At 71.0% G+C, this 21809-nt stretch carries 22 protein-coding genes; 15 read left to right on the top strand and 7 right to left on the bottom strand.

Going from position 1 to position 21809, the window contains the following annotated elements; translation table 11 throughout:
• Positions 1-113: 113 nt before the first annotated feature.
• Entirely contained in the window at positions 114-791 is a 678-nt protein-coding gene (locus PGN25_09815) for a PAS domain-containing protein (GenBank protein MEH3117869.1), read from the bottom strand.
• 284 nt (positions 792-1075) lie between these two features.
• On the opposite strand from PGN25_09815, the gene PGN25_09810 reads away from it, so the two are divergent.
• The 3 genes from PGN25_09810 to PGN25_09800 all read left to right on the top strand — a co-directional run bounded on the left by PGN25_09810 (position 1076) and on the right by PGN25_09800 (position 3826).
• Positions 1076-1900 (top strand): rhomboid family intramembrane serine protease, encoded by an 825-nt coding sequence (locus PGN25_09810; protein ID MEH3117868.1) that lies wholly within the window; start codon positions 1076-1078, stop codon positions 1898-1900.
• A 154-nt stretch (positions 1901-2054) separates the two neighbouring features.
• Positions 2055-2939 (top strand): transporter, encoded by an 885-nt coding sequence (locus tag PGN25_09805; protein MEH3117867.1) that lies wholly within the window; start codon positions 2055-2057, stop codon positions 2937-2939.
• Positions 2940-3394: 455 nt separating this feature from the next.
• Positions 3395-3826, top strand: a complete 432-nt coding sequence (locus PGN25_09800; protein MEH3117866.1) for a CBS domain-containing protein — start codon at positions 3395-3397, stop codon at positions 3824-3826.
• A 143-nt stretch (positions 3827-3969) separates the two neighbouring features.
• On the opposite strand, the gene PGN25_09795 is transcribed toward PGN25_09800, so the two are convergent.
• The 3 genes from PGN25_09795 to folE are packed head-to-tail and all read right to left on the bottom strand — an operon-like array spanning position 3970 to position 6283.
• Positions 3970-5028 carry a patatin-like phospholipase family protein gene (locus tag PGN25_09795; GenBank protein ID MEH3117865.1) on the bottom strand — a complete coding sequence of 353 codons (1059 nt, stop codon included), beginning with the start codon at positions 5026-5028 and terminating at the stop codon, positions 3970-3972.
• Positions 5025-5447: a phosphoribosyl-AMP cyclohydrolase gene (gene hisI / locus PGN25_09790; GenBank protein MEH3117864.1), complete on the bottom strand. Its 423-nt coding sequence runs from the start codon at positions 5445-5447 to the stop codon at positions 5025-5027. Before hisI ends, PGN25_09795 begins: the two co-directional genes overlap by 4 nt.
• Positions 5448-5467: 20 nt before the next feature.
• Entirely contained in the window at positions 5468-6283 is an 816-nt protein-coding gene (gene folE, locus PGN25_09785) for a GTP cyclohydrolase I FolE (GenBank protein MEH3117863.1), read from the bottom strand.
• Positions 6284-6540: 257 nt separating this feature from the next.
• Between folE and PGN25_09780 the strand changes: the two genes are divergently transcribed.
• Both PGN25_09780 and yidD read left to right on the top strand, forming a co-directional pair.
• Positions 6541-7002, top strand: a complete 462-nt coding sequence (locus PGN25_09780) for an iron-sulfur cluster assembly scaffold protein (GenBank protein ID MEH3117862.1) — start codon at positions 6541-6543, stop codon at positions 7000-7002.
• A gap of 2 nt (positions 7003-7004) precedes the next feature.
• Positions 7005-7325, top strand: a complete 321-nt coding sequence (gene yidD, locus PGN25_09775) for a membrane protein insertion efficiency factor YidD (protein MEH3117861.1) — start codon at positions 7005-7007, stop codon at positions 7323-7325.
• Between the two features lie 198 nt (positions 7326-7523).
• Here the strand turns inward: yidD and PGN25_09770 are convergent, their stop codons facing one another.
• Both PGN25_09770 and PGN25_09765 read right to left on the bottom strand, forming a co-directional pair.
• Entirely contained in the window at positions 7524-8291 is a 768-nt protein-coding gene (locus PGN25_09770) for a Bax inhibitor-1/YccA family protein (protein MEH3117860.1), read from the bottom strand.
• Positions 8292-8725: 434 nt separating this feature from the next.
• A complete protein-coding gene (locus tag PGN25_09765; protein ID MEH3117859.1) occupies positions 8726-11314 on the bottom strand; it encodes an FtsX-like permease family protein in 2589 nt (862 codons plus the stop codon).
• 310 nt (positions 11315-11624) lie between these two features.
• Here PGN25_09765 and PGN25_09760 point away from each other — a divergent pair, with 310 nt between their 5' ends.
• The 10 genes from PGN25_09760 to PGN25_09715 all read left to right on the top strand — a co-directional run bounded on the left by PGN25_09760 (position 11625) and on the right by PGN25_09715 (position 19498).
• Positions 11625-12374, top strand: coding sequence for a pyridoxine 5'-phosphate synthase (locus PGN25_09760; GenBank protein MEH3117858.1), 750 nt, complete (start codon positions 11625-11627; stop codon positions 12372-12374).
• The gene (gene acpS, locus PGN25_09755; GenBank protein ID MEH3117857.1) at positions 12371-12787 is read left to right on the top strand and encodes a holo-ACP synthase; all 417 of its coding nucleotides are present in this window, start codon (positions 12371-12373) and stop codon (positions 12785-12787) included. The genes PGN25_09760 and acpS overlap by 4 nt, the downstream gene beginning before the upstream one ends.
• 125 nt (positions 12788-12912) lie before the next feature.
• Entirely contained in the window at positions 12913-13719 is an 807-nt protein-coding gene (lepB, locus tag PGN25_09750) for a signal peptidase I (protein MEH3117856.1), read from the top strand.
• Position 13720: 1 nt separating this feature from the next.
• Positions 13721-14500 carry a signal peptidase I gene (lepB, locus tag PGN25_09745; protein ID MEH3117855.1) on the top strand — a complete coding sequence of 260 codons (780 nt, stop codon included), beginning with the start codon at positions 13721-13723 and terminating at the stop codon, positions 14498-14500.
• Positions 14501-14519: 19 nt separating this feature from the next.
• Entirely contained in the window at positions 14520-15293 is a 774-nt protein-coding gene (rnc, locus tag PGN25_09740) for a ribonuclease III (protein ID MEH3117854.1), read from the top strand.
• 20 nt (positions 15294-15313) lie between these two features.
• On the top strand, positions 15314-16258 hold the full coding sequence (gene era, locus PGN25_09735; GenBank protein MEH3117853.1) for a GTPase Era: 945 nt from the start codon (positions 15314-15316) through the stop codon (positions 16256-16258).
• 192 nt (positions 16259-16450) lie between these two features.
• Positions 16451-17377 carry a methyltransferase gene (locus tag PGN25_09730; GenBank protein ID MEH3117852.1) on the top strand — a complete coding sequence of 309 codons (927 nt, stop codon included), beginning with the start codon at positions 16451-16453 and terminating at the stop codon, positions 17375-17377.
• On the top strand, positions 17374-18102 hold the full coding sequence (locus tag PGN25_09725; GenBank protein MEH3117851.1) for a pseudouridine synthase: 729 nt from the start codon (positions 17374-17376) through the stop codon (positions 18100-18102). The genes PGN25_09730 and PGN25_09725 overlap by 4 nt, the downstream gene beginning before the upstream one ends.
• Positions 18103-18194: 92 nt before the next feature.
• Complete coding sequence (locus tag PGN25_09720; GenBank protein MEH3117850.1) at positions 18195-18986, top strand: hypothetical protein; 792 nt, start codon at positions 18195-18197, stop codon at positions 18984-18986.
• A 206-nt stretch (positions 18987-19192) separates the two neighbouring features.
• Positions 19193-19498, top strand: a complete 306-nt coding sequence (locus PGN25_09715) for a hypothetical protein (GenBank protein MEH3117849.1) — start codon at positions 19193-19195, stop codon at positions 19496-19498.
• 192 nt (positions 19499-19690) lie between these two features.
• Here PGN25_09715 and PGN25_09710 read toward each other — a convergent pair whose 3' ends face one another.
• The gene (locus PGN25_09710; GenBank protein MEH3117848.1) at positions 19691-21619 is read right to left on the bottom strand and encodes a KUP/HAK/KT family potassium transporter; all 1929 of its coding nucleotides are present in this window, start codon (positions 21617-21619) and stop codon (positions 19691-19693) included.
• Positions 21620-21809 lie beyond the last annotated feature (190 nt).

Genomic DNA, 21809 nt, shown 5'->3' with positions numbered 1-21809 from the left:
TCAACCGCCTGTCTAGCCGTCGCGGGGTTACAAAAGACTTGCGCGAAATCGGTTCATCCCACGCAGCCCCATGCCGAAGTCGTGCGGCGACGGAACATCGGGGCATCGCGCCTCTAGGCCTTGCTGCGTCCCCCTTCGTGGACCAGCAGGTGGCCGAAGCGGACGGGGCGGGCGTCGTTGGCGGGTTCGGGCAGCGCCTCCACGAAGCTTCGCACCGCCGTCGGTTCCACCGCGGCCGCTTCGAGCACCCGCAGCGAGATCGTCTCGACCCGCAGGATCGGGCGGCTGCCGAGCCACGCCGGGATGCAGTGAGGGCTCAGGGAGCCGAGGAGACGCGCCTGGGTCTTGCCCCGGTGCCGCAGGGGAAGGAGCAGCAATTCGAGGTCGAGAGGCTCGCCGCGGGCGGTGAAGCCGGTGAGGCCGGCCACGATCCCCACCGTGTCGCAGGCCGCCGTCTCGACGAGCCGCCAAGGATCCGCCTGGAATGGATCCGCCTGGAATGGATCCGCCTGGAATGGATCGACCTGGGACGGATCGGGGCGTCCCTGCGGCTCACCCCACAGGTCGACGAAGGAACTGCCCCGCAATTCACGCCCGAACAGGGCGCACAGGCGCGTGCCGGCGAGCCGCACCGCGCCGGAGCGCCGGGCCGGTTCGGTCTCCAGGATGAAGCTGTCGGCGAGCAGGTTGCGGATCTCGCCGGGTTCGATCTCGCCTCGCTCGGGCGCGGCCCGCTCGCCCCGCAGCCGGTCCCAATAGGCGTGAAGCTGACGGCTGGTCGGATGCTTCATGATGTTCCGCATCGGTACGGCCCGGTCCAAACAGGCCTCGGTTCGGGTCGGCTTGGGACAGACGCAACGTCCATCCCGCCCTTGATCGGTAAGATCCGCACACCCTATGCCGTCGCCTACGGCCACGCTCGCGCAACTTATCCTTAACCTTAACGACGGCCTTTCCCGGCCGCTCGAAGGGCCGGCCATCGCGCCCGCCATGCGGCACCACGCCCGCCTGCGATGACGCGGCCCTTGCCCGATTGGACCTTGCGGCGGCGCGTGCTTGATCGACATGGTGCGGCATGGATGCCTCTCCCGATCCGCCGCGGCAGGGCCGCGTTCCCGTCTTCAACCTACCGGGGATCGTCACGGTCTCGATCGCGGTTCTCGCCGCGATCCACTTGGTCCGCAGCGCTCTGCCGGACGACCTCGACGTGACGGTCCTCCTCGACCTCGCCTTCATCCCCGCGCGCTGGAGCGCCGCGTTCGATCCGTCGGCGGCGACCGAGATCGTCCGGGCGGCGGGGGAGGGGGCGGGCGGGCCGGAGATGGCGGCCGCGCGCCAGGACTTCGCCCGCTCCCTCGTCGCCGACCCCGCCGCCATGCCCTGGAGCGGTGCGACCTACGCCCTGCTGCACGGCTCGTGGATGCATCTGATCTTCAACGCCGTGTGGCTCGCCGCCTTCGGCTCGCCCGTCGCCCGCCGCTACGGCGCCCTGCGCTACGGCGTGCTGGCGCTCGCCGGCATCGTGGCGGGGGCGCTGCTCCACTTCGCGCTCGACCGCTACAGCCTGATGCCGCTGGTGGGAGCCTCGGCCGGCATCTCGGCCCTCATGGCCGCCGCCGCCCGGTTCGTGTTCCAGCCTCCGCCGCCCTTCGTCTCCGGCGCGCCGTGGCAGCTCCCGCCGCGGCCCCGGCTCCAGACGATCCCCGAACTGATGCGCAACCGGCCGGCGATGCTGTTCCTCGGCATCTGGTTCGTCACCAACCTGCTGTTCGGCGTGCTCGCCCCGCCGCTCGGGGGCAGCGAGGGCCCGATCGCCTGGGACGCGCATCTCGGCGGGTTCGCGGCCGGCTTCTTCCTGCTGCCGCTGATGGAGCGGAGGAGCGGGCGGACGCGGCCCTGAGCGCCGGCCGGCTGTGCTGTCCAGGCCACAGCCGGGTCATTTGCAGCTTTGCCGGAAATAAAAAAGGAGGGCCGCCCGTCGATTTCAGGAACGAGAGCGGATTAAACGTAAAACATCAGATGACGGCTCCGTTCCTGATGGAGATTGGACACCGGTGAGACATCGAGCAGCCATCGTCGCCCGCCTGGGGCTCGCCCTGTCCTGTGCCTGGAGCTTCGGCGGCACGGCCGCCCATGCCGCCTCGGCCGCCCAGCCCGGCCAGACCATCGGCGTGCCGTTCGGCGCACCGTTCCCCAAGGGCTTCTACGCCGTGAACCTGTCGAGCTTCGGCGTGCGCGAGACCTCGCCGCTCGACTCCGAGAGCAACGTCAACCTGCCGACCCTGCTGTGGGCGACCCCCTTCTCCATCCTCGGCGGGCAGGTGCAGTTCATCTTCGTCGCGCCCATCGCCGCCTCCAGCGTGCGCGGCGCCCCCTACAACAGCGGCTGGGGCCAGCCCCTGCTCGCGGGCCAGCTCGCCTGGGATCTCGGGGCCGGCGTCGGCGTCAGCTACCTGCTCGGCGGCTACCTTCCCTGGGACACCCGCTTCCTGACGCAGTCGGCCTCGCTGAGCCACCGCTTCGCGATCACGTATGCCGCCAACGACTGGGCGATCACCGCCAACCTGCTCTACGGCCACATGCTCGACCCGCGCTCGCCCACCGGCGTGCTGTATCCCGACTACCTCAACCTCGACGTCGCCCTGACCAAGAAGTTCGGCAAGTGGCAGGTCGGCCCGGTGGCCTTCGGCTCGACCGACCTCAAGACCAACGTGATCGGCTACCGGCAACAGGGCCAGATCGCGGTCGGTGGCCTCGTCGGCTACAATTTCGGCTTCATGAACGTGCAGGGCTACGTCACCCGCGACGTGGCCGAGCGCAATTACGGCGGCAAGGAGACCCGCGGCTGGCTGCGCGTCATCGTCCCGTTCGGTCAGGACAAGGGCGAGGCCGAGCCGAACCGTACCCTGATCACCCGCCGACAGGCCGAGGGCCGCTGAGCGACGGCATCGCCGTCAACCCGCGCCGGAACCAGGCTCCGAACGCGGGTTGACGCTCCGACCGCCCCTCTCCGGTCCCTCACTGCCGTCATTCCGGGCTCGCTCGTCAGCGCCCCGGGATGACGATCGTCCGGTGTCGGGACCGCCTCTTTCTTTTCGCGGCGCGGCGCTCCCTCCCGAGCGCGTGCGCGTCATGAACTATCGCGCAATCTCGTGGCACCTCCAGCCGGTGATCGGCCGTTTTCAGGAACTTTCGGCCGTTTCTCCGGATCGTTTCAGGGTGGAGGTGAACTTTTCTTCTTGAGTCCCCCTCCGCACGAAGGCCTGCTCCGCGTCTGACGCTTGCCAGCGCAGCCAAGGCGCCACACAATCGCCGCACGGAGCCGGGGCCGAACCCGGCCGCATCCGGTGCCGTGCCGCGGGCTGACGGCGCGGTCTTTCAGGGAGGAGACTTCATGACCGTTGCGCGTATCCTGGCAGAGAAGGGAGGCTCCGTGGTCACGGTGTCGCCGCACCGTACCGTGGACGAGGCGATTCACATGCTGGCCGAGAAGCGGATCGGCGCCCTCGTCGTGGGCGATGCCGAGGGCCGCGTGATCGGCATCCTGTCCGAGCGCGACGTGATGCGGGCCCTGGCGACCGAAGGCGTGGGGGCGCTCGACCGGCCGGTGTCGCACTACATGACCGAGAAGGTCGTGACCTGCAGCCGGCGCACCACCGTCGAGGCCGTGATGGAGACCATGACCGAGGGCCGCTTCCGCCACCTGCCGGTGGTGGAGGAGGGGCGCCTCGTCGGCGTCGTCTCGATCGGCGACGTCGTGAAGCGCCGCATCGCCGCGGTCGAGGCCGAGCATCAGGCGATGCGTGACTACATCACCATGGCCTGACGCGAGCCCGGACGCTTGCAGCGGCGGCTCATGCCGACCGGCGATGATCCCGCTCATCGCCGGTTGCCCGCGCGAAGGCGCGGCGGGCGTCCGCCGGACGCAGGGGAAGCCGACCATCGGATCGGCTTGCGTGCAACCTGGGATCAGTTGCGGGCCGCTGCACCCTCGATCATCCGCCGGATCTCCGGCAGCGCCGCCCGCACCGCCTCGCGGCCGAGTTCGATCCCGTCGGCGGCGCGGTGGAATTCGAACTGGCCGAACTCGGCCAGGAGCGGCCGGATCGACACGTCGGGCGGGTCGCCCGCGAGCCGCGCCCGGGAGATCCGATCCTGGGTGATGTTGAAGGCGTCGAGCATCACCCGGGCGACGCCCGGCGTCGGCCGCCCGGCGGGGTCTCGCGGCGGGCTCGCCCGGCGTCGGCCCATCAGGCGCCGGCTCGCCCCGTGCAACAGGCCCCAGCGGCCGCGGCGGCGCACGGTCGCCTCCAGCGTCTGCTCGATCGCCCGTTCCACCGGCTCGTCGGCCCCCGCGAGGACCGGCCCCTCCCGTTCGGGCCGGATCACCGTGGCGGGCGCGCGCGTCTCGCAGGCCAGGTTCACGCAGATCACGAGGTCGGCGCCGAGTTCGCGGGCGAGCCGCACCGGCACCGGGTTCACCAGGGTGCCGTCCATCAGGAGGCGCCCGTCGAGGGCGACCGGCGGGAAGAGGCCGGGGATGGCGTAGGAGGCCCGCACCGCCTCGACCAGGGGGCCGCGGGAGAGCCAGACCTCGTGGCCGGTGCCGAGTTCGGTCGCCACGCTGGCGAAGGCCAGGCGCAGATCCTCGATGCGCAGGCCTTCGAGTTCGCGGGAGAGGCGGCGGCGCAGGCGCTCGCCGGCGATCAGGCCCGAGCCGGTGATGCGGGGGTCGAGCATCCCGACCACCCGGCGCCGGGTGAGCGAGAGCGCGAACGCCTTGAGCGTGCCGAGGCGCCCCGCGGCGTAGGCGCCGCCCACCACCGCGCCGATGGAGCAGCCGGCCACGACCTCCGGATGGATCCCGGCCTCTTCCAGCGCCTCGATCACGCCGATATGCGACCACCCCCGGGCGGAGCCGCCGCCGAGCGCGAGGCCGATGCGGGGAGAGCGGAAGCGCGGCACCACCGGTTCCACCGCCCCTTCCGGAAAGCGGGGCGCGGGGGAGCCGAGCGCCTCGAACCTCATCGGCCCGGATCGGCGGGGACGAGGGCGACCGTACCGGTCGCGGCATCGCGCGTCACCGCGCGGTAGAAGCAGGAGCGCCGGCCGGTATGGCAGCAGCCGCCGTCGCCGCCGACCGCGACGCGGATCAGGATCGCGTCCTGATCGCAATCGACCCGCATCTCGACGACCCGCTGGATCTGCCCGGAGGTCGCGCCCTTGTGCCAGAGTTCGCCGCGCGAGCGCGACCAGTACCACGCCTCGCCGGTCTCCAGCGTGCGGGCGAGCGCCTCGGCGTTCATGTGGGCGAGCATCAGCACGCGCCCGTCGCCCGCATCGACGGCGATGCAGGCGACGAGCCCGTCGGGGCCGAAGCGCGGCGTCAGCGCGCCGCCCTCCTCGACCTCGGCGCGGGAGCCGGGGGACGCGAACCGGTCGGTCATGGTCGGGACGTCCGGCCGCCTCAGGCCTTGTTCCGCACGAAGGTCAGGAAGCGGACCTGCTCGTTCGGATCGTTCCTGTAGACGCCGCGGAACTGCGTGGTGATGGTGGAGACGCCGGCCTTCTGCACGCCGCGCATCGCCATGCAGAGATGCTCGGCCTCGACCATCACGGCGCAGCCGCGGGGCTGGAGGATGCTCTCGATGGTGTCGGCGACCTGCGCCGTCATCGTCTCCTGCGTCTGCAGGCGGCGGGCGAAGGCATCGACCACGCGGGCGAGCTTCGACAGGCCGACCACGCCCTTGCTGGGATAGTAGGCGATGTGGGCCAGCCCCATGAACGGCACCATGTGGTGCTCGCAATGGGAGTAGAACGGGATGTCGCGCACCAGCACGGCGTCGGAGTAGCCCTCGACCTCCTCGAACACCCGCTCCAGCAGGGCGTCGGCATCCATGCGGTAGCCGCCGAAGATCTGCTCGTAGGCCTTCACCACCCGGGCGGGCGTGTCGATCAGCCCCTCGCGGGTCGGGTCGTCGCCGGCCCAGCGCAGCAGCGTGCGCACGGCGGCCTCCGCCTCCTGCCGGCTCGGACGGCCGAGCGCGACCTCGTTCGGCACCCGCTGGGCCGATTCGGGCAAGGGGGCGATATTGGGGGCGATGTTGGTCGTGCTGCCGGGACGGGAATCGTTGGCGCCGCGCATCGCTTCGAGACCGACCGCGCTCATGCGCCGTTCGTCGTCGCTCATGCCGTAAGAGAGGGATTTGAGAGCGGCATCCATGGCATCTCCGGCCTTCGCCACACGCGCCTTCATGGTCGTGCTGTCGGGCTTGGCGTACATCGTCGATCCGTCCCGGCGTCTTAAGATCCTCAAGTGCCGACGCCCTCGAGCGATCCGAATCCTGGGCCAGGGCGTGACCGGGGTCGACGGTGCCATTCTCGCGGAACGGCGATCCCGAGCCTATATCGTCGCAATCGTGCCGTCGCGCAATGCGTGGCGCGCGCATCGGGCTGAAGGAAATCCGGCCCCCGGACCTCCTTCAGCCGTGCCGAAGCCTTCCCGTAACCTTGCCGAAGCAGCGTCCGGACGCGTCAGCCATGATCGACGACATCTACAACCGCCGCATCCTGGAACTGGCCGCCGACATCCCCCGCCTGGGACGGCTCGCGGCACCGGATGCCAGCGCGACCGCCCATTCCAAGTTGTGCGGTTCGACCGTCACCGTCGATCTCAAGCTGGACGCGGACGGTGCCGCGGTGGCCGACTTCGCCCACGACGTGAAGGCCTGCGCGCTCGGCCAAGCCTCCTCCTCGCTGATGGCCCGCCACGTCGTCGGCGCGACCGTCGACGAACTGCACGCGGTCCGCGCCCGGATGCGGGCGATGCTGAAGGAGAACGGCCCGCCGCCGGAGGGCCGATGGGCGGGCCTTTCCGTCCTGGAGCCGGTGCGCGACTTCCGCGCCCGCCACGCTTCGACCCTGCTGACCTTCGACGCGGTGGTGGATGCCCTCGACCAGATCGCCGTCCGGAAGGGCTCCGGCGCGCCCGAGGCGGCTTGACGGTGACGATCCGCCGGGCGGCGCACGGGGCGATCCGCGCCTACCAGCTCACCCTGTCGGGCGTGATCGGGCGCCAGTGCCGGCACTGGCCGTCCTGCTCGGCCTATACCGACGCGGCGATCCAGCGGTACGGCCTGTGGGCCGGGGGCTGGATGGGGTTCGCCCGGATCTGCCGCTGCGGCCCGTTCGGCACCCACGGCATCGACCTCGTGCCGGAGCGCCTGCCGGAGCGCGCCGCCTGGCACCGCCCCTGGTCCTATGGCCGCTGGCGCGGCGTCGAGGCGCCGCCGCTGGTCTGCGAGGCGGTGGAGGAGGGCCGCTGAAGGCTCGTCATTGGGCGAGTCTCTTGCCGTCGTCAGACATTGGCCGATCATGCGGGGGAGGGGTGCCGCTTCCAGCCTCGCGCCCCGCATGCCGGCACGATTGTGGAGCCGGGGCCAGGACGGATGTTGCGGGCACGAAAAAACCCCGGCCTTCCGGCCGGGGCTCTTCCGCGTTTCAGGCCCTTGCAGTCGCGGTGCTCAGCGGCGGTCGCCGAGCAGCGAGAGCAGGAACTGGAACATGTTGATGAAGTCCAGGTACAGCGTCAGGGCGCCGTTGACGGACATCTTGGCCGCGCCCTCGGCGTCGAGGCCGCTGTAGAGGAACATCTCCTTGAGCTTCTGCGTGTCGTAGGCGGTCAGGCCGGCGAAGATCAGGACGCCGAGCACCGAGATCGCGAACTGCAGCGCGGAAGAGGCCAGGAAGAGGTTCACCAGCGAGGCGATGATCAGGCCGATCAGGCCCATGATCAGGAACGAGCCCATGCCCGACAGGCTGCGCTTCGTGGTGTAGCCGTAGAGGCTCAAGCCGCCGAAGGTCGCCGCCGTGATGAAGAACACCCGCACCACGCTGGCGCCCGTGAACACGAGCAGCAGGGTGGACATCGAGGCGCCCATCACCGCCGCGAAGGCCCAGAACATCGTGCGCGCGGAGGAGGCCGACATGCGGTCCATCCGGAACGAGAACACGAAGATGAAGGCGAGCGGCGCCAGCATCAGCACCCACTTGAAGGGGCTGGTGTAGAGGAACTGCCCGAACGGCGTCAGGGCGAGGCGGCCGGCGCCGGTCTGCGCGACGGCGGCCATGTTGAGGGCGAGCGCCACGAGACCCGAGATCCCGAGGCCGACGACCATGTTGTTGTAGACGCCCAGCATGAAGCTGCGCAGGCCCTGGTCGACTTCGACCGGAGAGCCGGCGTACCCCTGCGGCTGGGCGCCGGCACGGAACGGGCTGTTGTCGAATGCCATGAAAGTTTCCCTTGGAAGCTCCCGGCGCGGAGTTGTGACGGGGGCCACGCGCGACCCCTGGCGCCCCGAGTGCGCCTCGTGCCCGAATATGTTCGCTGAAACAGCCGTAAACAAGTGGGCTTCGGTCGAACGGCCGCGTTTTCGAGCCTTACGGAGGCGCAAGATTTTCATGATTTTTCATGGATGAAATCTCCTCATTGAACGTATGTCGATGGTCTCAGAGCCTGTTTGACCGGCCGACGTGTCTTCGCCAGGCAACGGCAAGGCGAGAAGGCCAGGCTCCCATCCCCACCCTCATCCTGAGGTGCCGCGTGAGCGGCCTCGAAGGGTGTTCCAGATCCCGCGCGATTTCTGGAGCACCCTTCGAGGCCTCCGCTGCGCTCCGGCACCTCAGGATGAGGGGCGAGATGGGATCACCGCAGTCAAACAGGCTCTCAGAACTGTCGCAGATAGGGCGCCGGCTTCTGGCCGAGGATGCGCCAGGTGCCCGCGAGCCCGACCACCACCGCGAACACCACCGCGAAGCCCGCGACCGCAAGCGCCCCGGCCGGATCGGGCGCGAAGTCGAGGCGCATGACGCGGGACACGATCACCCAGCCCGCGACCGAGCCGGCCAGGATGCCGAAGACGGCGGTGGCGAATCCGAGGGCGCCGTATTCGAGGGCGTAGGCCGAGAGCAGCCGCATCCGCGTGGCGCCGAGCACCTTCAGCACCACCGCGTCGTAGAGCCGGGCGCGGTGCCCGGCGGCGAGCGCGCCGGCGAGCACCAGCAGGCTCGCGAGCACCGCGACGACGCTGGCGCCGCGGATCGCCAGGACGAGCTTGTGCACGAGGTCGTTGACCGCTTCCAGCGCGTCCTTCACCCGCACGCTGGTCACCGAGGGGAAGGCCCTGGCCGCGTCGCGCACCACCTCCGCCTCCAGCTTCGGGTCGGGCCCGTTCGGCAGCGTCAGCGTGGCCAGATCGGCGTGCGGCGCCCCGCGGAAGGTGCCGGGCGAGAACACCATCACGAAGTTGATGCCGAGCGAGCGCCACGCGATCTTGCGCAGGTTGGCGACCCGCGCGGTGATCGAACGGCCGAGCACGTTGACGGTGACGCTGCTGCCGACCTTGAGCGAGAGGGCGTGCGCCAGCTCGGCGTCGAAGGAGACGAGCGGCCGGCGCGCCTCCTCCTCGCCCCACCACGCGCCCTCGACCAGCGAGGAGCCGTCGGGCAGGGCGTCGGCGTAGGTGATGCCCCGGTCGCCGTCGAGCACCCAGGCGGCGTCCTCCGGCGGCTTGATCTGCCCGGCCGGCACGCCGTCGAGGGCGGTGATCCGGCCGCGCATCATCGGCACCCGCTCGATCTTCGCGTCGGGCGCGTGGGCGCCGAGGAAGGCGGAGAAGGCCTCGGCGTCGCGCGAGGGCACGTCGAGGAAGAACAGGCTCGGGGCGCGGCCCGGCAGCGAGCTTTCGAGGGTGCGGGTGATGTTGCTGTCGATGGCGCCGAGGGCCACCAGCAGGGTCGTGCCGAGGCCGAGCGAGAGCACCACCGCCGGCGTCAGCGCGCCGGGGCGGTGGAGATTGGCCAGCGCCATGCGCGGCACCATTCCCTTCGGCCGGGGCAGGCGGGCGGCCAGGGCCGTCAGCCCCGACGCGACGAGGCGCAGGGCCCCGAAGGCCAGGGCGGCGGCGGCCATGAAGATCAGCGCGACCTTCCGGTCGAAGGCGGTGAAGAGGGCGAGGCCGGCGAGCGCCAGGAGGGCCGCGAGGAGCACCGCGAGGTAGCGCCGACGCGGCCGGCGCCCGGCCGGATCGACGGTGTCGCGAAACAGGCCGGCGACGGAGACGTCGTGGGCGCGGCCGAGCGGCAGGATCGCGAAGGCGAGCGCCGTCAGCAGGCCGTAGGCGGCGGCGAGCGCGAGGCGGGCCGGAGCGATCTCGGGGTCGAGGGGCAGGGGCAACTGGTCGCGCAGCGCGGCGTCGAGCACGAAGGGCAGGGCGGCGCCGACGGCGAGGCCGAGCGCGGTGCTGATCGCGGCGATCAGCATGACCTGGATCAGGTAGAGCCCGACCACCTGCGAGCCCGGCGCGCCGACGCTCTTCAGGGTGGCGATCGAGCCCTGCTTGCCGTCGACGAAGGCGCGCACGGCGTTCGCCACGCCGACCCCGCCGACGATGAGCGCGGTGAGCCCGACCAGCGTCAGGAACTGCGTGAAGCGTTCGATGCCCTTGGCGAAGCGCGGATCGGCGTTGTCGCGCGCGCGCATCTCGAAGCCGGCCTCGGGCAGGGCCTTCCGGACCGCCGCGTCGATGGCGGCGAGGCGGGCGTCGTCCGCGTCCGGCACCTGCAGGCGGTAGGTGAAGCGGTTGAGACTGCCCGGCTGGATCAGGCCGGTGGCGTGCAGGGCGCCGAGCGAGACGAGCAGGCGGGGCCCGAAGCCGATGCCGGAGCCGATCCGGTCGGGCTCGGAGACCAGCGCGGCGCGGATCTCGACGGGAAAGCCGCCGAGCGTCACCCGGTCGCCGGGTTTCAGCCCGAGCCGGGTCAGCAGGGCCGGGTCGGCCACGGCACCGTGGACGCCGTTCCGCTCGGCGATGAGGTCCTGCACCGGTCCTGGCGGGTCGGTCTCGACGGCGCCGACCGCCGGATAGCGGGAATCGACCGCCTTCAACTCGACCAGGGCCGCCCCGCCGTCGCCCGCCACGGCCATGGCCCGCAGGCTCGCGACCTCGGCGACGGGCCCCTGCCCGTCGAGCACGGTGCGCTCGGCCGGGCTCGCCTCGCGGTTGATCAGGCCGTAGGTGATGTCGCCCCCCAAGATGCGCCGGCCCTCGCGCCCGAGCCCGCCGGAGAGCGAGGCGGCGATCGAGGTGACGCCGCTGATCGCCGCCACGCCCAGCGCGATGCAGGCGATGAACACCCGGAAGCCGGAAAGGCCGCCGCGGAGTTCGCGCAGCGCCAGCCGCAGGATGAGCGGCAGCCGGGCGGCCGAGGCCGGCCGCGAGGGCGGGGAAACCGGCCGGGACAACGTGCCGTGCATGGGCGCTCAAGCGTTTCACTGCCGGTCGGGCCGGCGCGGCTCAATCTGGCGATCGGCGCGGCCGGCGCAACTGCCTGCACCGCCGCATCGCGCGCCGTCACCCCGATCGCGGCGCGATGCGAGGGGGAGCCCGCTGGGGCGTCCCGGGCCGTCTTCCTTCCGAGGCCCGAGCCGGCGCACCGGCCGCGAGGCGGCGTGGTGCCGCCGATCCGGTCCCGTGTCGGCATGCTCCGCGTCGCGGGCGCTTCCAAGCCCCGGCGGCACCCGCTAAACCGGCAGCCCGTTCCCGTCGAAGCCGGAAGAAGCTCCCGTGTCGTCCCTGCGCCTGGGCGTGAACATCGATCACGTCGCCACCGTCCGCAACGCCCGCGGCGGCCTCTCGCCCGATCCGGTGCGCGCCGCCCGCGAGGCCGTGGCGGCGGGCGCCGACGGCATCACCGCGCATCTGCGCGAGGATCGCCGCCACATCCGCGACGCCGACATCGAGGCCCTGAGACGGCTGCCGGTGCCGCTCAACCTGGAGATGGCGGCGACCGACGAGATGGTCGGCATCGCGCTGGCCACCCGCCCGCACGCCGCCTGCCTCGTGCCGGAGAAGCGCGAGGAGCGCACCACCGAGGGCGGGCTCGACATCGTTTCCAGCCGGGCGCATCTCGCCCCCCGCATCGCGGCGCTGTCGGAGGCCGGCATCCGCGTCTCGCTGTTCGTCGAGCCCGACGAGGCGGTGATGGAGGCCGCCCACGCCCTGCGGGCCCCTGTGGTCGAGCTGCATACCGGCTCCTATTGCGAGGCGGTGATCGCGGGCGACGCGGCGAAGATCGCGCGCGAACTCGACCGGATCGTGCGCGCCTCCGCCCACGGGGCCGGGCTCGGCCTGGAGATCCATGCCGGCCACGGCCTGACCGTCGAGAGCGTCGGGCCGGTGGCGGCGCTGCCGCAGATCCGCGAACTCAACATCGGCCACGCGCTCATCGCCGAGGCGATCTTCGTCGGCCTGCGGCAGGCGGTCCACGACATGCGCGCGGCGATGGACCGGGCGCGGCGGCAACTCGAACCGTGATCCTCGGCATCGGCACCGACCTCTGCGACATCCGTCGCATCGAAAACTCCCTGGAGCGGTTCGGCGACCGGTTCACCCACCGCGTCTTCACCGACGGCGAGCGGGCGAAGTGCGACCGGCGCGCCGCCCGCGGCCCCTCCTACGCCCGGCGCTTCGCCGCCAAGGAGGCCTGCGCCAAGGCGCTCGGCACCGGCATCGGCGCGGGCGTGTTCTGGCGCGACATGGAGGTCGTCAACCTGCCCGGCGGCAAGCCGACCCTGCGCCTGTCCGGAGGTGCGCGGGAGCACCTCGCGCGCATGGTGCCGGCGGGGCACGAGGCGCGGCTGCACCTCACCCTCACCGACGAACCGCCCCTGGCGCAGGCCTTCGTCGTCATCGAGGCGGTGCCGCTCCGAAACGCACCGCAGGTTTGAGCCGGCCCATCCCCGCGTTGCGGGCGGGCGCGGCTTGGTCTAGACCCGCCGCCCAGCGGGACAGCCACCGCCACGTCAGGACGCGGCTGCCGGACGACACGGCGGGGCCGAAGGCGGAATCACTCATGGACATGGGACACGCGCGCGTGGATCGCGAGGGCAAGACGGAGATCCGGACGGCCGAGCCCGGAACCTGGGCGAGCATCCGGGAGACCGTGAAGGTCGGCGTCCAGGCGCTGCTGATCGCGCTGGTAGTGCGCACGCTGCTGTTCCAGCCGTTCAACATCCCCTCGGGCTCGCTGATCCCGACGCTGCTGATCGGCGACTACCTGTTCGTATCGAAGTACACCTACGGCTACTCGAAATACTCGCTGCCGCTGTCCGAATACCTGCCGTTCCAGGCGCAGGGCCGGATCTGGGCGGCCGAGCCGAAGCGCGGCGACATCGCGGTGTTCAAGCTGCCGAAGGACAACGCCACCGACTACATCAAGCGCGTGATCGGCCTGCCCGGCGATAAGATCCAGGTGATCGAGGGCGTGCTCACCATCAACGGCAAGCCGGTGAAGCGCGAGCGCATCGCCGACTACGAGACGCTCGACGCCTTCGACCAGACCGTGAGGGTGCCGCAATACATGGAGACGCTGCCGGGCGGCGTGACGCACCGGGTGATCGAGCGCGACGGCGACCGCGGCTTCTGGGACAACACCGAGGTCTACACGGTGCCGCCGGGTCACTTCTTCATGATGGGCGACAACCGCGACAACTCGACCGACTCGCGCGATCTCGCCAGCGTCGGCTACGTGCCCTTCGAGAACTTCGTCGGCCGGGCCGAGATGATCTTCTTCTCGATCGACGAGCGCACCCCGGCGTGGCAGCTCTGGCGCTGGCCGACCGACGTGCGCTGGAACCGCATCTTCTCCACGATCCACTGATGTGACGACGATTGACCTCGCCAAAAAACCCGGTGCCAAGCGCGGCGGGTTTCTCGAGCTCGCCGGCCTCGCCGTCGCGACCGGGATCTGTGTGGCACTGCTATCCGTCGGTCCCTTTCTGTTCCGCGTTTACAGCATCCCCTCGACATCGACGGCACCGGGGATCGTCGTCGGCGACTACGTGGTCGTGTCGCGGTACGCCTACGGCTTCTCTCGCTATTCGCTGCCGTTGAGCGACGTGCTGCCCTATCCGCTGGCGGGCACGCTGCTGCCCGGTGCGCTGCCCAAACGTGGCGACATCATCGTGTTCAAGCTGCCGAAGGACAACGCCACCGACTACATCAAGCGCGTGGTCGGCCTGCCGGGCGACACGATCCAGATGATCGAGGGCGTGCTCACCATCAACGGCAAACCGGTCAAGCGTGAGCGCGTCGCCGATTACGAGCTCGTCCAGTCCTACGGCAAGGTGGACAAGGTGGCGCAGTATGAGGAGACGTTGCCGGGCGGCGCGACCTTTCGCGTGATCGAGCGCGACGGCGACCGCAGCTTCTATGACAATACCGAAGTCTACGAGGTTCCGGCCAGGCACGTCTTCACCCTGGGCGACAACCGCGACAATTCCGTCGATTCGCGGGATCTGGCGAGTGTCGGCTACGTTCCGATCCGAAACTTGGTTGGCCGGGCCGATCTTGTCCTGTTCTCTTTTGCTGACGCGGCCGGAGGCAACAGCTCCGCGACGGCGGCCTTGCGCTGGAGCCGCTTCATGGCGGCGATCCGCTGACATGGCGAAGGACGATGCCATGTCGGGCGACGAAACCGCACGGGACCGTTCCTCCAGCCGCGCCCGGCGCGCGCACCGTCCGCGGCCGGGCCTCGCCGTGCTGGAGGAACGGATCGGCCACACGTTCGCCGACCCCACCCTGCTTCCGCTGGCGCTCACCCATGTCAGCAAGGCCGGGCAGTCCGGCCGGGTCGGCAGCTACCAGCGCCTGGAATTTTTGGGCGACCGGGTGCTCGGGCTCGCGGTCGCCGAGACGCTCTACAAGGTGCTGCCCGACGCGGAGGAGGGCGAACTGTCGCGGCGGCTGGCCGGCCTCGTGCGGCGCGAGACCTGCGCCGCGGTGGCCGAGGCCTGGGAGGTCGGGCCGCACCTCAACCTCGGCCCCGGCGAGATCCAGACCGGCGGGCGGCGCAACCAGACCATCCTGGCCGATGTCTGCGAGGCGATCCTCGGCGCGGTGTTCCTCGACGCCGGCTACGAGGCGGCGCGCGCCATCGTGCAGCGCGCCTTCCGCCTCGGCGAGGAGACCGCGGCGCCGCGCGGGCGCGACGCGAAATCGGCCTTGCAGGAATGGGCGATGGCGCGCAGCCTCGCGATCCCCCTCTACGAGGTGGTGGAGCGCTCAGGGCCCGACCACGCCCCGGTGTTCCGGATCGCGGTGCGGGTCGAGGGCATCGAGCCCGGCTACGGCGAGGGCGCCTCGAAGCGGGTGGCGGAACAGGAGGCGGCCCGCGCCGTCCTCGCGCGCGAAAACATCGGCGGGACGCAGGGACAGGGTGGCACGAGTGGTTGAGCCGCGAATGGTCGAGTCGGATGTCTGAGCACGAGCCGGAACACGAGGTCGGCGAAGGCGCACCCCCGCGGGAGACGCGCGCGGGCTTCGTCGCGCTGATCGGCGTGCCGAATGCCGGCAAGTCGACCCTGCTCAACGCGCTGGTCGGCGCCAAGGTCTCGATCGTCTCGCGGAAGGTCCAGACGACGCGGGCGCTGGTGCGCGGCATCGTCATGGAGGGCGAGGCGCAGGTCGTGCTCGTCGACACGCCCGGCATCTTCGCGCCCAAGCGCCGCCTCGACCGGGCGATGGTGCATTCCGCCTGGAGCGGCGCGGCCGATGCCGACGCGGTCTGCCTGCTGGTCGATGCCCGCAAGGGCGTGGACGAGGCGGTCGAGGCCATCCTGCGCCGCCTGCCCGAGGTGAAGCGGCCCAGGATCCTGATCCTCAACAAGATCGACCTGATCGCCCGCGAGCGCCTGCTCGAACTGGTGGCCCGGCTCAACGCGACGGTGCCGTTCGAGGACACCTTCCTGATCTCGGCGCTCAACGGCGACGGTGTGGCCGACCTGCGCAAGGCGCTCGCCCGGCGGATGCCGCCCGGCCCCTGGCTCTATCCCGAGGACCAGATCTCGGACGCGCCGCTGCGGATGCTCGCCGCCGAGATCACCCGGGAGAAGATCTACGATCGCCTGCACGAGGAACTGCCCTATCGCTCCACCGTCGAGACCGACCAGTGGCAGGTGCGCCCCGACGGCTCCGTGCGCATCGAGCAGACCATCTTCGTCGAGCGCGAGAGCCAGCGCTCGATCGTGCTGGGCAAGGGCGGCCAGACCATCAAGGCGATCGGGCAGGCGGCCCGCATCGAGATCGCCGAGGCCGCCGAGGCCAGGGTCCACCTGTTCCTGCACGTGAAGGTCCGCGAGAACTGGGCCGACGATCCCGCTCGCTACCGCGAGATGGGCCTCGAATTCCCGACCGGCTGACCTCTATTCTCCTCGTCCAACCCTCACCCTCATCCTGAGGTGCCGTCGCGGAGCGGCGGCCTCGAAGGATCCTCCAGTGCCCGCGCGTTTCCTGGATGATCCTTCGAGGCCCGCCGAGGCGGGCACCTCAGGATGAGGGAGAGGGTTGGACGAACTCCTGACGTCGGTGACCCCGGCCTGAACGCAACCCCCATGCTCCACCCCGATTCAAACATCCGGGCCCTCCTCTACGGCCTCCCCCCGGCGGATCTCGCGGAGGTGCCCGACGGCGCCGCCCAGGTCTCGCCGCTGATCCCCGGCTCCGCGCGCCTGGAGGACGTCTCCGAGGCGCGCCTCGACGCCGCCCTGCTGCTGGCACCGCCCGGCACGGCCGAGCGCCGCTACGCCCTGGCCCTGGCGCTCCGGGCGCTGCGGCCCGGCGGTCGGCTGGTGGCGCTGGCGCCCAAGGACAAGGGCGGCGCGCGGCTCGCCAAGGAACTGCGCGGCTTCGGCTGCGCGGTCACCGACGAGGCGCGGCGCCATCACCGCATCTGCACCGCGACACGGCCCGAGGCGCCCGCCGGCCTTGATGTCGCCGTCGCGGGCGGCGCCCCGCGCCACATCGACAATCTCGGCCTCTGCACCCAGCCCGGCCTCTTCTCCTGGGACCGGCTCGATCCCGGCACCGCCCTGCTGCTGCGCCACCTGCCGACGCTCTCCGGGCGCGGGGCGGATTTCGGCTGCGGCCTCGGCATCCTGGCGCGCGCGGTGCTGAAATCCGAAAAGGTCGCCTCGCTCGCGCTGGTCGACATCGACCGCCGCGCCGTCGAGATGGCCCGGCGCAATGTGGGCGAGGCGCGCGCCAGCGTGCACTGGGCCGACTTGCGCGGGCCGGAGCCGGCCCTGTCGGGGCTCGACTTCGTCGTCACCAACCCGCCCTTCCACGACGGCGGCGCCGAGGATCAGGCGCTCGGCAGCATCTTCATGGCCCGCGCGGCGGCGGCCCTGCGGCCCGGCGGCACGCTGCATCTCGTGGCCAACGCCCACCTGCCCTACGAGGCGCCCCTGCGCGCCGCCTTCCGCACCGTCACGCCGGGCGTGACGGAAGGCGGCTACAAGCTGTTCGAGGCGCGCAAGTGAAGGCGGTGCGGCTCGACCGGCTGCTCGCCAATCTCGGCTACGGCTCCCGCCGGGAGGTGGAGGGGCTGGCCCGCGCCGGCCGCATCCGCCTCGAAGGGCAGGCGCTGACGGACGCTTCGCAGCGCATCCCGCTCGATCCCGACCTGCCGGCCCGGATGACGGTCCAGGGCGAGGGGCTCGATCCGTTGCCGGGCGTCTGCCTGATGCTGCACAAGCCCCTCGGCGTCACCTGCTCGCACAAGGAGGCGGGGGCGCTGGTCCACGGCCTGCTGCCCGAGCGCTGGCGGCGACGCGATCCCGCCGTCTCGACGGTCGGGCGCCTCGACAAGGAGACCTCGGGCCTGCTGCTGATGACCGATGACGGCGCCCTGCTGCACCGGATCATCTCGCCCAAGGCCGACGTCGCCAAGCGCTACGCGGTGACGCTGGCCCGCCCGCTCCAGGGCGACGAGGCGGCGATCCTCGCCTCCGGCGAACTGATGCTGGAGGGCGAGGACAAGCCGCTGCTGCCGGTGGAGATGGAAGCCTCCGACGCGACCCGCTGCACCGTGACGCTGCACGAGGGCCGCTACCATCAGGTCCGGCGCATGTTCGCGGCGCTCGGCAACCATGTCGACGCGCTCCACCGCGACCGCGTCGGCGGCCTGACCCTGCCGGCCGATCTGGAGGCGGGGGCGTTCCGGATTCTGGGGCCGGGCGAGATCGCCGCCGTCTTCGCAGGGTGAGCGGCTTCCGGAGCCGGCACGATGCTCCAGATTCCCGATGTCGCGTCGTCTTTTTCCGAAGGCCCGCCGCCACCTTTCGGGACGAGGCTCACGTGCTGCTCGATCTCCTTCACCTCCTGACCACCCCGGCGCCGCGCCCCCAGCGCCGGCTCGGCTACCGGCGCGACAGCATCTGGCTGATGTCGCGGGCGCGCCGCTGCCGGGAGGCGTGGGCGCCGCACCTCGACGCCAGCCGAGCGGCGATGCGCACGGCCATCGCGGCGGCGCGGCGGCGCGACACCGCCGTGGTGCTGGGCTCCGGTCCTCTCGCCGACGTGCCGCTGGACGATCTGGCCGGGAGCTTCCGGCGGGTCGTGCTGGTCGACGCGGTTCATCCGCGGCCGGCCCTGCGCGCCGCGCGGGCATTCCCCAACGTCGAGATCCTGACGGCGGATCTGAGCGGCGCCATGGCGCTGATGGTGGGCACGGCCCCCGACCTCGAACCGGGCCTGCCGCCGGTCTGCGCCGCGCCCTCGACCGATCTCGTGATCTCGGCCAACCTCCTGTCGCAACTGCCGATCCGGCCGGTCGAGCGGCTGGAGGCGTCCCGGCGCGGCTTCGGTCCCTGGACACCCGACGAGGGTGACGCCTTCGGCCGGCGCATCGTCGAGGGGCATCTCGATGGGCTGGCCCGGCTGTCGGCGAAGGTCTGCCTCGTCACCGACATCGACGAGACCGAGGAGGATCGGCAGGGCCGCGTGCACGCACGGCACGACCTGCTCTACGGCGCGCGGCTCGGCGCGCCCGAGCGGGAATGGGAGTGGGATCTCGCCCCGTTCGGCGAGACGGCGCGCGGCCGCCGCCTGGTCCACCGCGTCGTCGGTTTTTCCGAGTGGCGGCGATGAGCGAGAGCGCAGCGTGGAGGCCAATCGCCCGCACAATTCTCAGAGCAATTTAAGAGACGAGTTCCGGCGGTCCGGCTGTCTCGCCGATCTCCACGGCTTATCTGACTGCTTCATCCGATTCGCCCTTATTCATTCGATCGAACGAGGGAGTATTCGGAAGCGACACGCGGAAAAACCAGAAAATGCAGTCGGGAGGTTCTTGCACGATGCGCCGCTTCTCCGCCCTGTTCCTCGCCGCCGTCCTCCTGCCGGGGACGGCGCAGGCCCTGACCATGACCGATACGCTGGAGGCGTGGCGGCAGAGTTCGGCCATGGACCGCCTCCAGCTCGCCACCCGCTTCGGCAAGTCGTTCGTCTCGCTCAACGAGAGCTTCACCGCGGGCTACTTCGTCAAATGCATCGACGAGGTGGCCGGCTACGCGAACGCGCAGAAGGCCAAGATCGAGGACGCGATGCGCGAATGCGTCGCCTCGCAGCTCCGGATGACCGGCAAGGGCCAGGGCGACGAGTAGCACTGGGACACGAGCAGCGCTCCTCATACGATATCCGGTTGATGACTTCGGCCTCTCCTACGTCATCGCGAGGCGAAGCCGTGGCGATCCAGGTCGCGCCCTTTCCGGACAGGTCGCGCGTCCTGGATCGCTTCGCTGCCGCTCGCGATGACGGAGGGTGGCGAAACCCGAAGCGATCGATCGGAAACGGTATCAGATCTCGATCTCGGTGCCGATCTCGATGACCTGGCGGGCCGGCACGCCGAAGTGGACGCCGGTGCGCTCGGCGTTGTTCTGCATCACCGCGAACACCGCCTCGCGCCAATCCGACATGCCGCGCCGGTCGGAGACGGGGACGATCGTCTCGTGGCCGACGAAGACCGTGACGTCTTCGGCGAATTCCCGCGGCAGCAGGCCGGCGCCGACGGCGCAGTCCAGGCCCTCGGGGATCGAGGCCGTCTGCATGAAGCCGTAACGCAGCACCACGCGGCGGATGTCGGGGGTGATCTCGGTGACCTCGGCGCGCTCCTCCCGCGGCACCGTCGGCGTTTCCTCGAACAGGGCGGTGACGATCAGGATGCGGGCGTGCAGCGCGCCCAGACGCTCGACGAGGCGCATCATCGGCAGCGGAACGCCCTCCGTGGCCGAGGACAGGAAGATCGCCGAGCCCGGCAGCGTCTTCGGCGGATCCCGGCGCAGGCCGTCCAGGAAGCGGTCCTCCGGCCGGCGCAGGGCCCTGCGTGCCTGCTCCAGACAGGCATTGCCCTTGCGCCATGTCAGCATCAGGAAGGCGACGGCGCCCGCGAGCAGCAGCGGAAACCAGCCGCCCTCGAACAGCTTCACGCTGTTGGCGGACAGGAAGATCAGGTCGATCAGCAGGAAGGACCCGTTGACGGCGAGCACGGCGGCGAGCGCGTAGCCCCATTTGCGGGCGACGAGGCCGGCGAGCAGCGTCGTGATCGCCATCAGCAGCGACACGGCGATGCCGTAGGCGCCCGCCAGGGCGTCGGAGGAGCGGAAGATCAGCACCGCCGAGAGGGTGGCGGCGGCCAGGATCCAGTTCACGGTCGGCACGTAGATCTGTCCGCGCTCGTCGGAGGCGGTGTGGACGATGCGCAGCGGCGGCAGGAAGCCGAGCTGGATCGATTGCCGGGTCAGCGAGAACACGCCCGAGATCACCGCCTGCGAGGCGATGACGGCGGCCAGCGTCGCCAGCCCGATCAGCGGGTAATGCAGGGCGGTCGGCGCGAGGCGGTAGAACGGGTTCTCGGCCGCGGACGGATCGACCAGCAGGATCGCGCCCTGCCCGAAATAGTGGATCACCAGCGCCGGCAGCACCAGGGCGAACCACGCGACCCGGATGGCCCGCGCCCCGAAATGCCCGAGATCGGCATACATCGCCTCGCCGCCGGTGACCGCGAGGAAGGCGGCGCCGAGCATGGCGAAGCCGACATGCAGGCCGGCATGGGCCGTGAATTCCACGGCGCGCAGCGGATTGACCGCGGACAGGATCTGCGGCGCCTGCAGGATGCCGCCCACGCCCATCGCCGCCAGCACGACGAACCAGAGCAGCATCACCGGGCCGAAGATCCGGCCGATGAAGGCCGCCCCCTGGCGCTGAACGAGGAACAGCGCGACGAGGATCGCGAGCGCGATCGGCACCACGGAGCGGTCGAGGCTCGGGGCATCGACCTTGAGGCCCTCGATCGCCGAGAGCACCGAGATCGCGGGCGTGATCGCCCCGTCGCCGTAGAGCAGGGCGGCGCCGACGAGTCCGACGACGAGCAGCAGCGCCTGCCAAGAGCCGGGCCGGGCGTGGCGGGCGCCGAGCAGCGCCAGCATCGCGACGATGCCGCCCTCGCCGCGGTTGTCGGCGCGCAGGATCAGCACCGCGTATTTCAGCGAGACGACGAGGATCAGCGCCCACAGGATCAGCGAGACGGCACCGGTCACCGCGGCCGCGCTCGGCTCGGTCCCCTGGCTCGCCGCGCGCACCGCCTCCTTGAGGGCGTAGAGCGGGCTGGTGCCGATATCGCCGTAGACGACGCCGAGGGTGCCGACGAGGAGGCCCGCCCCGAGGCGCCGCCCCGGCCCGGAGGCCGAAACATCCGCGTCGGGGTCGTGGGCGGCGGGCTGGCTCAAGACGGTGCTCCGGAAGCGGGGCCGATCGTGGCGGCTCACATGGCATCCGATCGATCCCTTCGGGATGGCGGATGCCGGCTTCGCTCAAGCGCCGCGCAGGCTTGCCGATACGGTCGCCGCTCTCATCAGGCGGCGACCGTATCATCTACGGAGCCGCGGAATAAAAGCCAGGGCCCTTCGTGTCGGCGCG

Source organism: Methylorubrum populi (assembly GCA_036946625.1).
In the GTDB taxonomy this organism is placed as follows: Bacteria; Pseudomonadota; Alphaproteobacteria; order Rhizobiales; family Beijerinckiaceae; genus Methylobacterium; species Methylobacterium populi_C.
This window is presented reverse-complemented; position numbering and strand designations above follow the sequence as displayed.

Coding starts and splice junctions, on each gene's coding strand:
- PGN25_09815 (MEH3117869.1), bottom strand. CDS start 791: ATGAAGCATCCGACCAGCCGTCAGCTTCACGCCTATTGGGACCGGCTG.
- PGN25_09810 (MEH3117868.1), top strand. CDS start 1,076: ATGGATGCCTCTCCCGATCCGCCGCGGCAGGGCCGCGTTCCCGTCTTC.
- PGN25_09800 (MEH3117866.1), top strand. CDS start 3,395: ATGACCGTTGCGCGTATCCTGGCAGAGAAGGGAGGCTCCGTGGTCACG.
- PGN25_09795 (MEH3117865.1), bottom strand. CDS start 5,028: ATGAGGTTCGAGGCGCTCGGCTCCCCCGCGCCCCGCTTTCCGGAAGGG.
- hisI (MEH3117864.1), bottom strand. CDS start 5,447: ATGACCGACCGGTTCGCGTCCCCCGGCTCCCGCGCCGAGGTCGAGGAG.
- folE (MEH3117863.1), bottom strand. CDS start 6,283: ATGTACGCCAAGCCCGACAGCACGACCATGAAGGCGCGTGTGGCGAAG.
- PGN25_09780 (MEH3117862.1), top strand. CDS start 6,541: ATGATCGACGACATCTACAACCGCCGCATCCTGGAACTGGCCGCCGAC.
- PGN25_09770 (MEH3117860.1), bottom strand. CDS start 8,291: ATGGCATTCGACAACAGCCCGTTCCGTGCCGGCGCCCAGCCGCAGGGG.
- PGN25_09765 (MEH3117859.1), bottom strand. CDS start 11,314: ATGCACGGCACGTTGTCCCGGCCGGTTTCCCCGCCCTCGCGGCCGGCC.
- lepB (MEH3117856.1), top strand. CDS start 12,913: ATGGACATGGGACACGCGCGCGTGGATCGCGAGGGCAAGACGGAGATC.
- rnc (MEH3117854.1), top strand. CDS start 14,520: ATGTCGGGCGACGAAACCGCACGGGACCGTTCCTCCAGCCGCGCCCGG.
- era (MEH3117853.1), top strand. CDS start 15,314: ATGTCTGAGCACGAGCCGGAACACGAGGTCGGCGAAGGCGCACCCCCG.
- PGN25_09730 (MEH3117852.1), top strand. CDS start 16,451: ATGCTCCACCCCGATTCAAACATCCGGGCCCTCCTCTACGGCCTCCCC.
- PGN25_09715 (MEH3117849.1), top strand. CDS start 19,193: ATGCGCCGCTTCTCCGCCCTGTTCCTCGCCGCCGTCCTCCTGCCGGGG.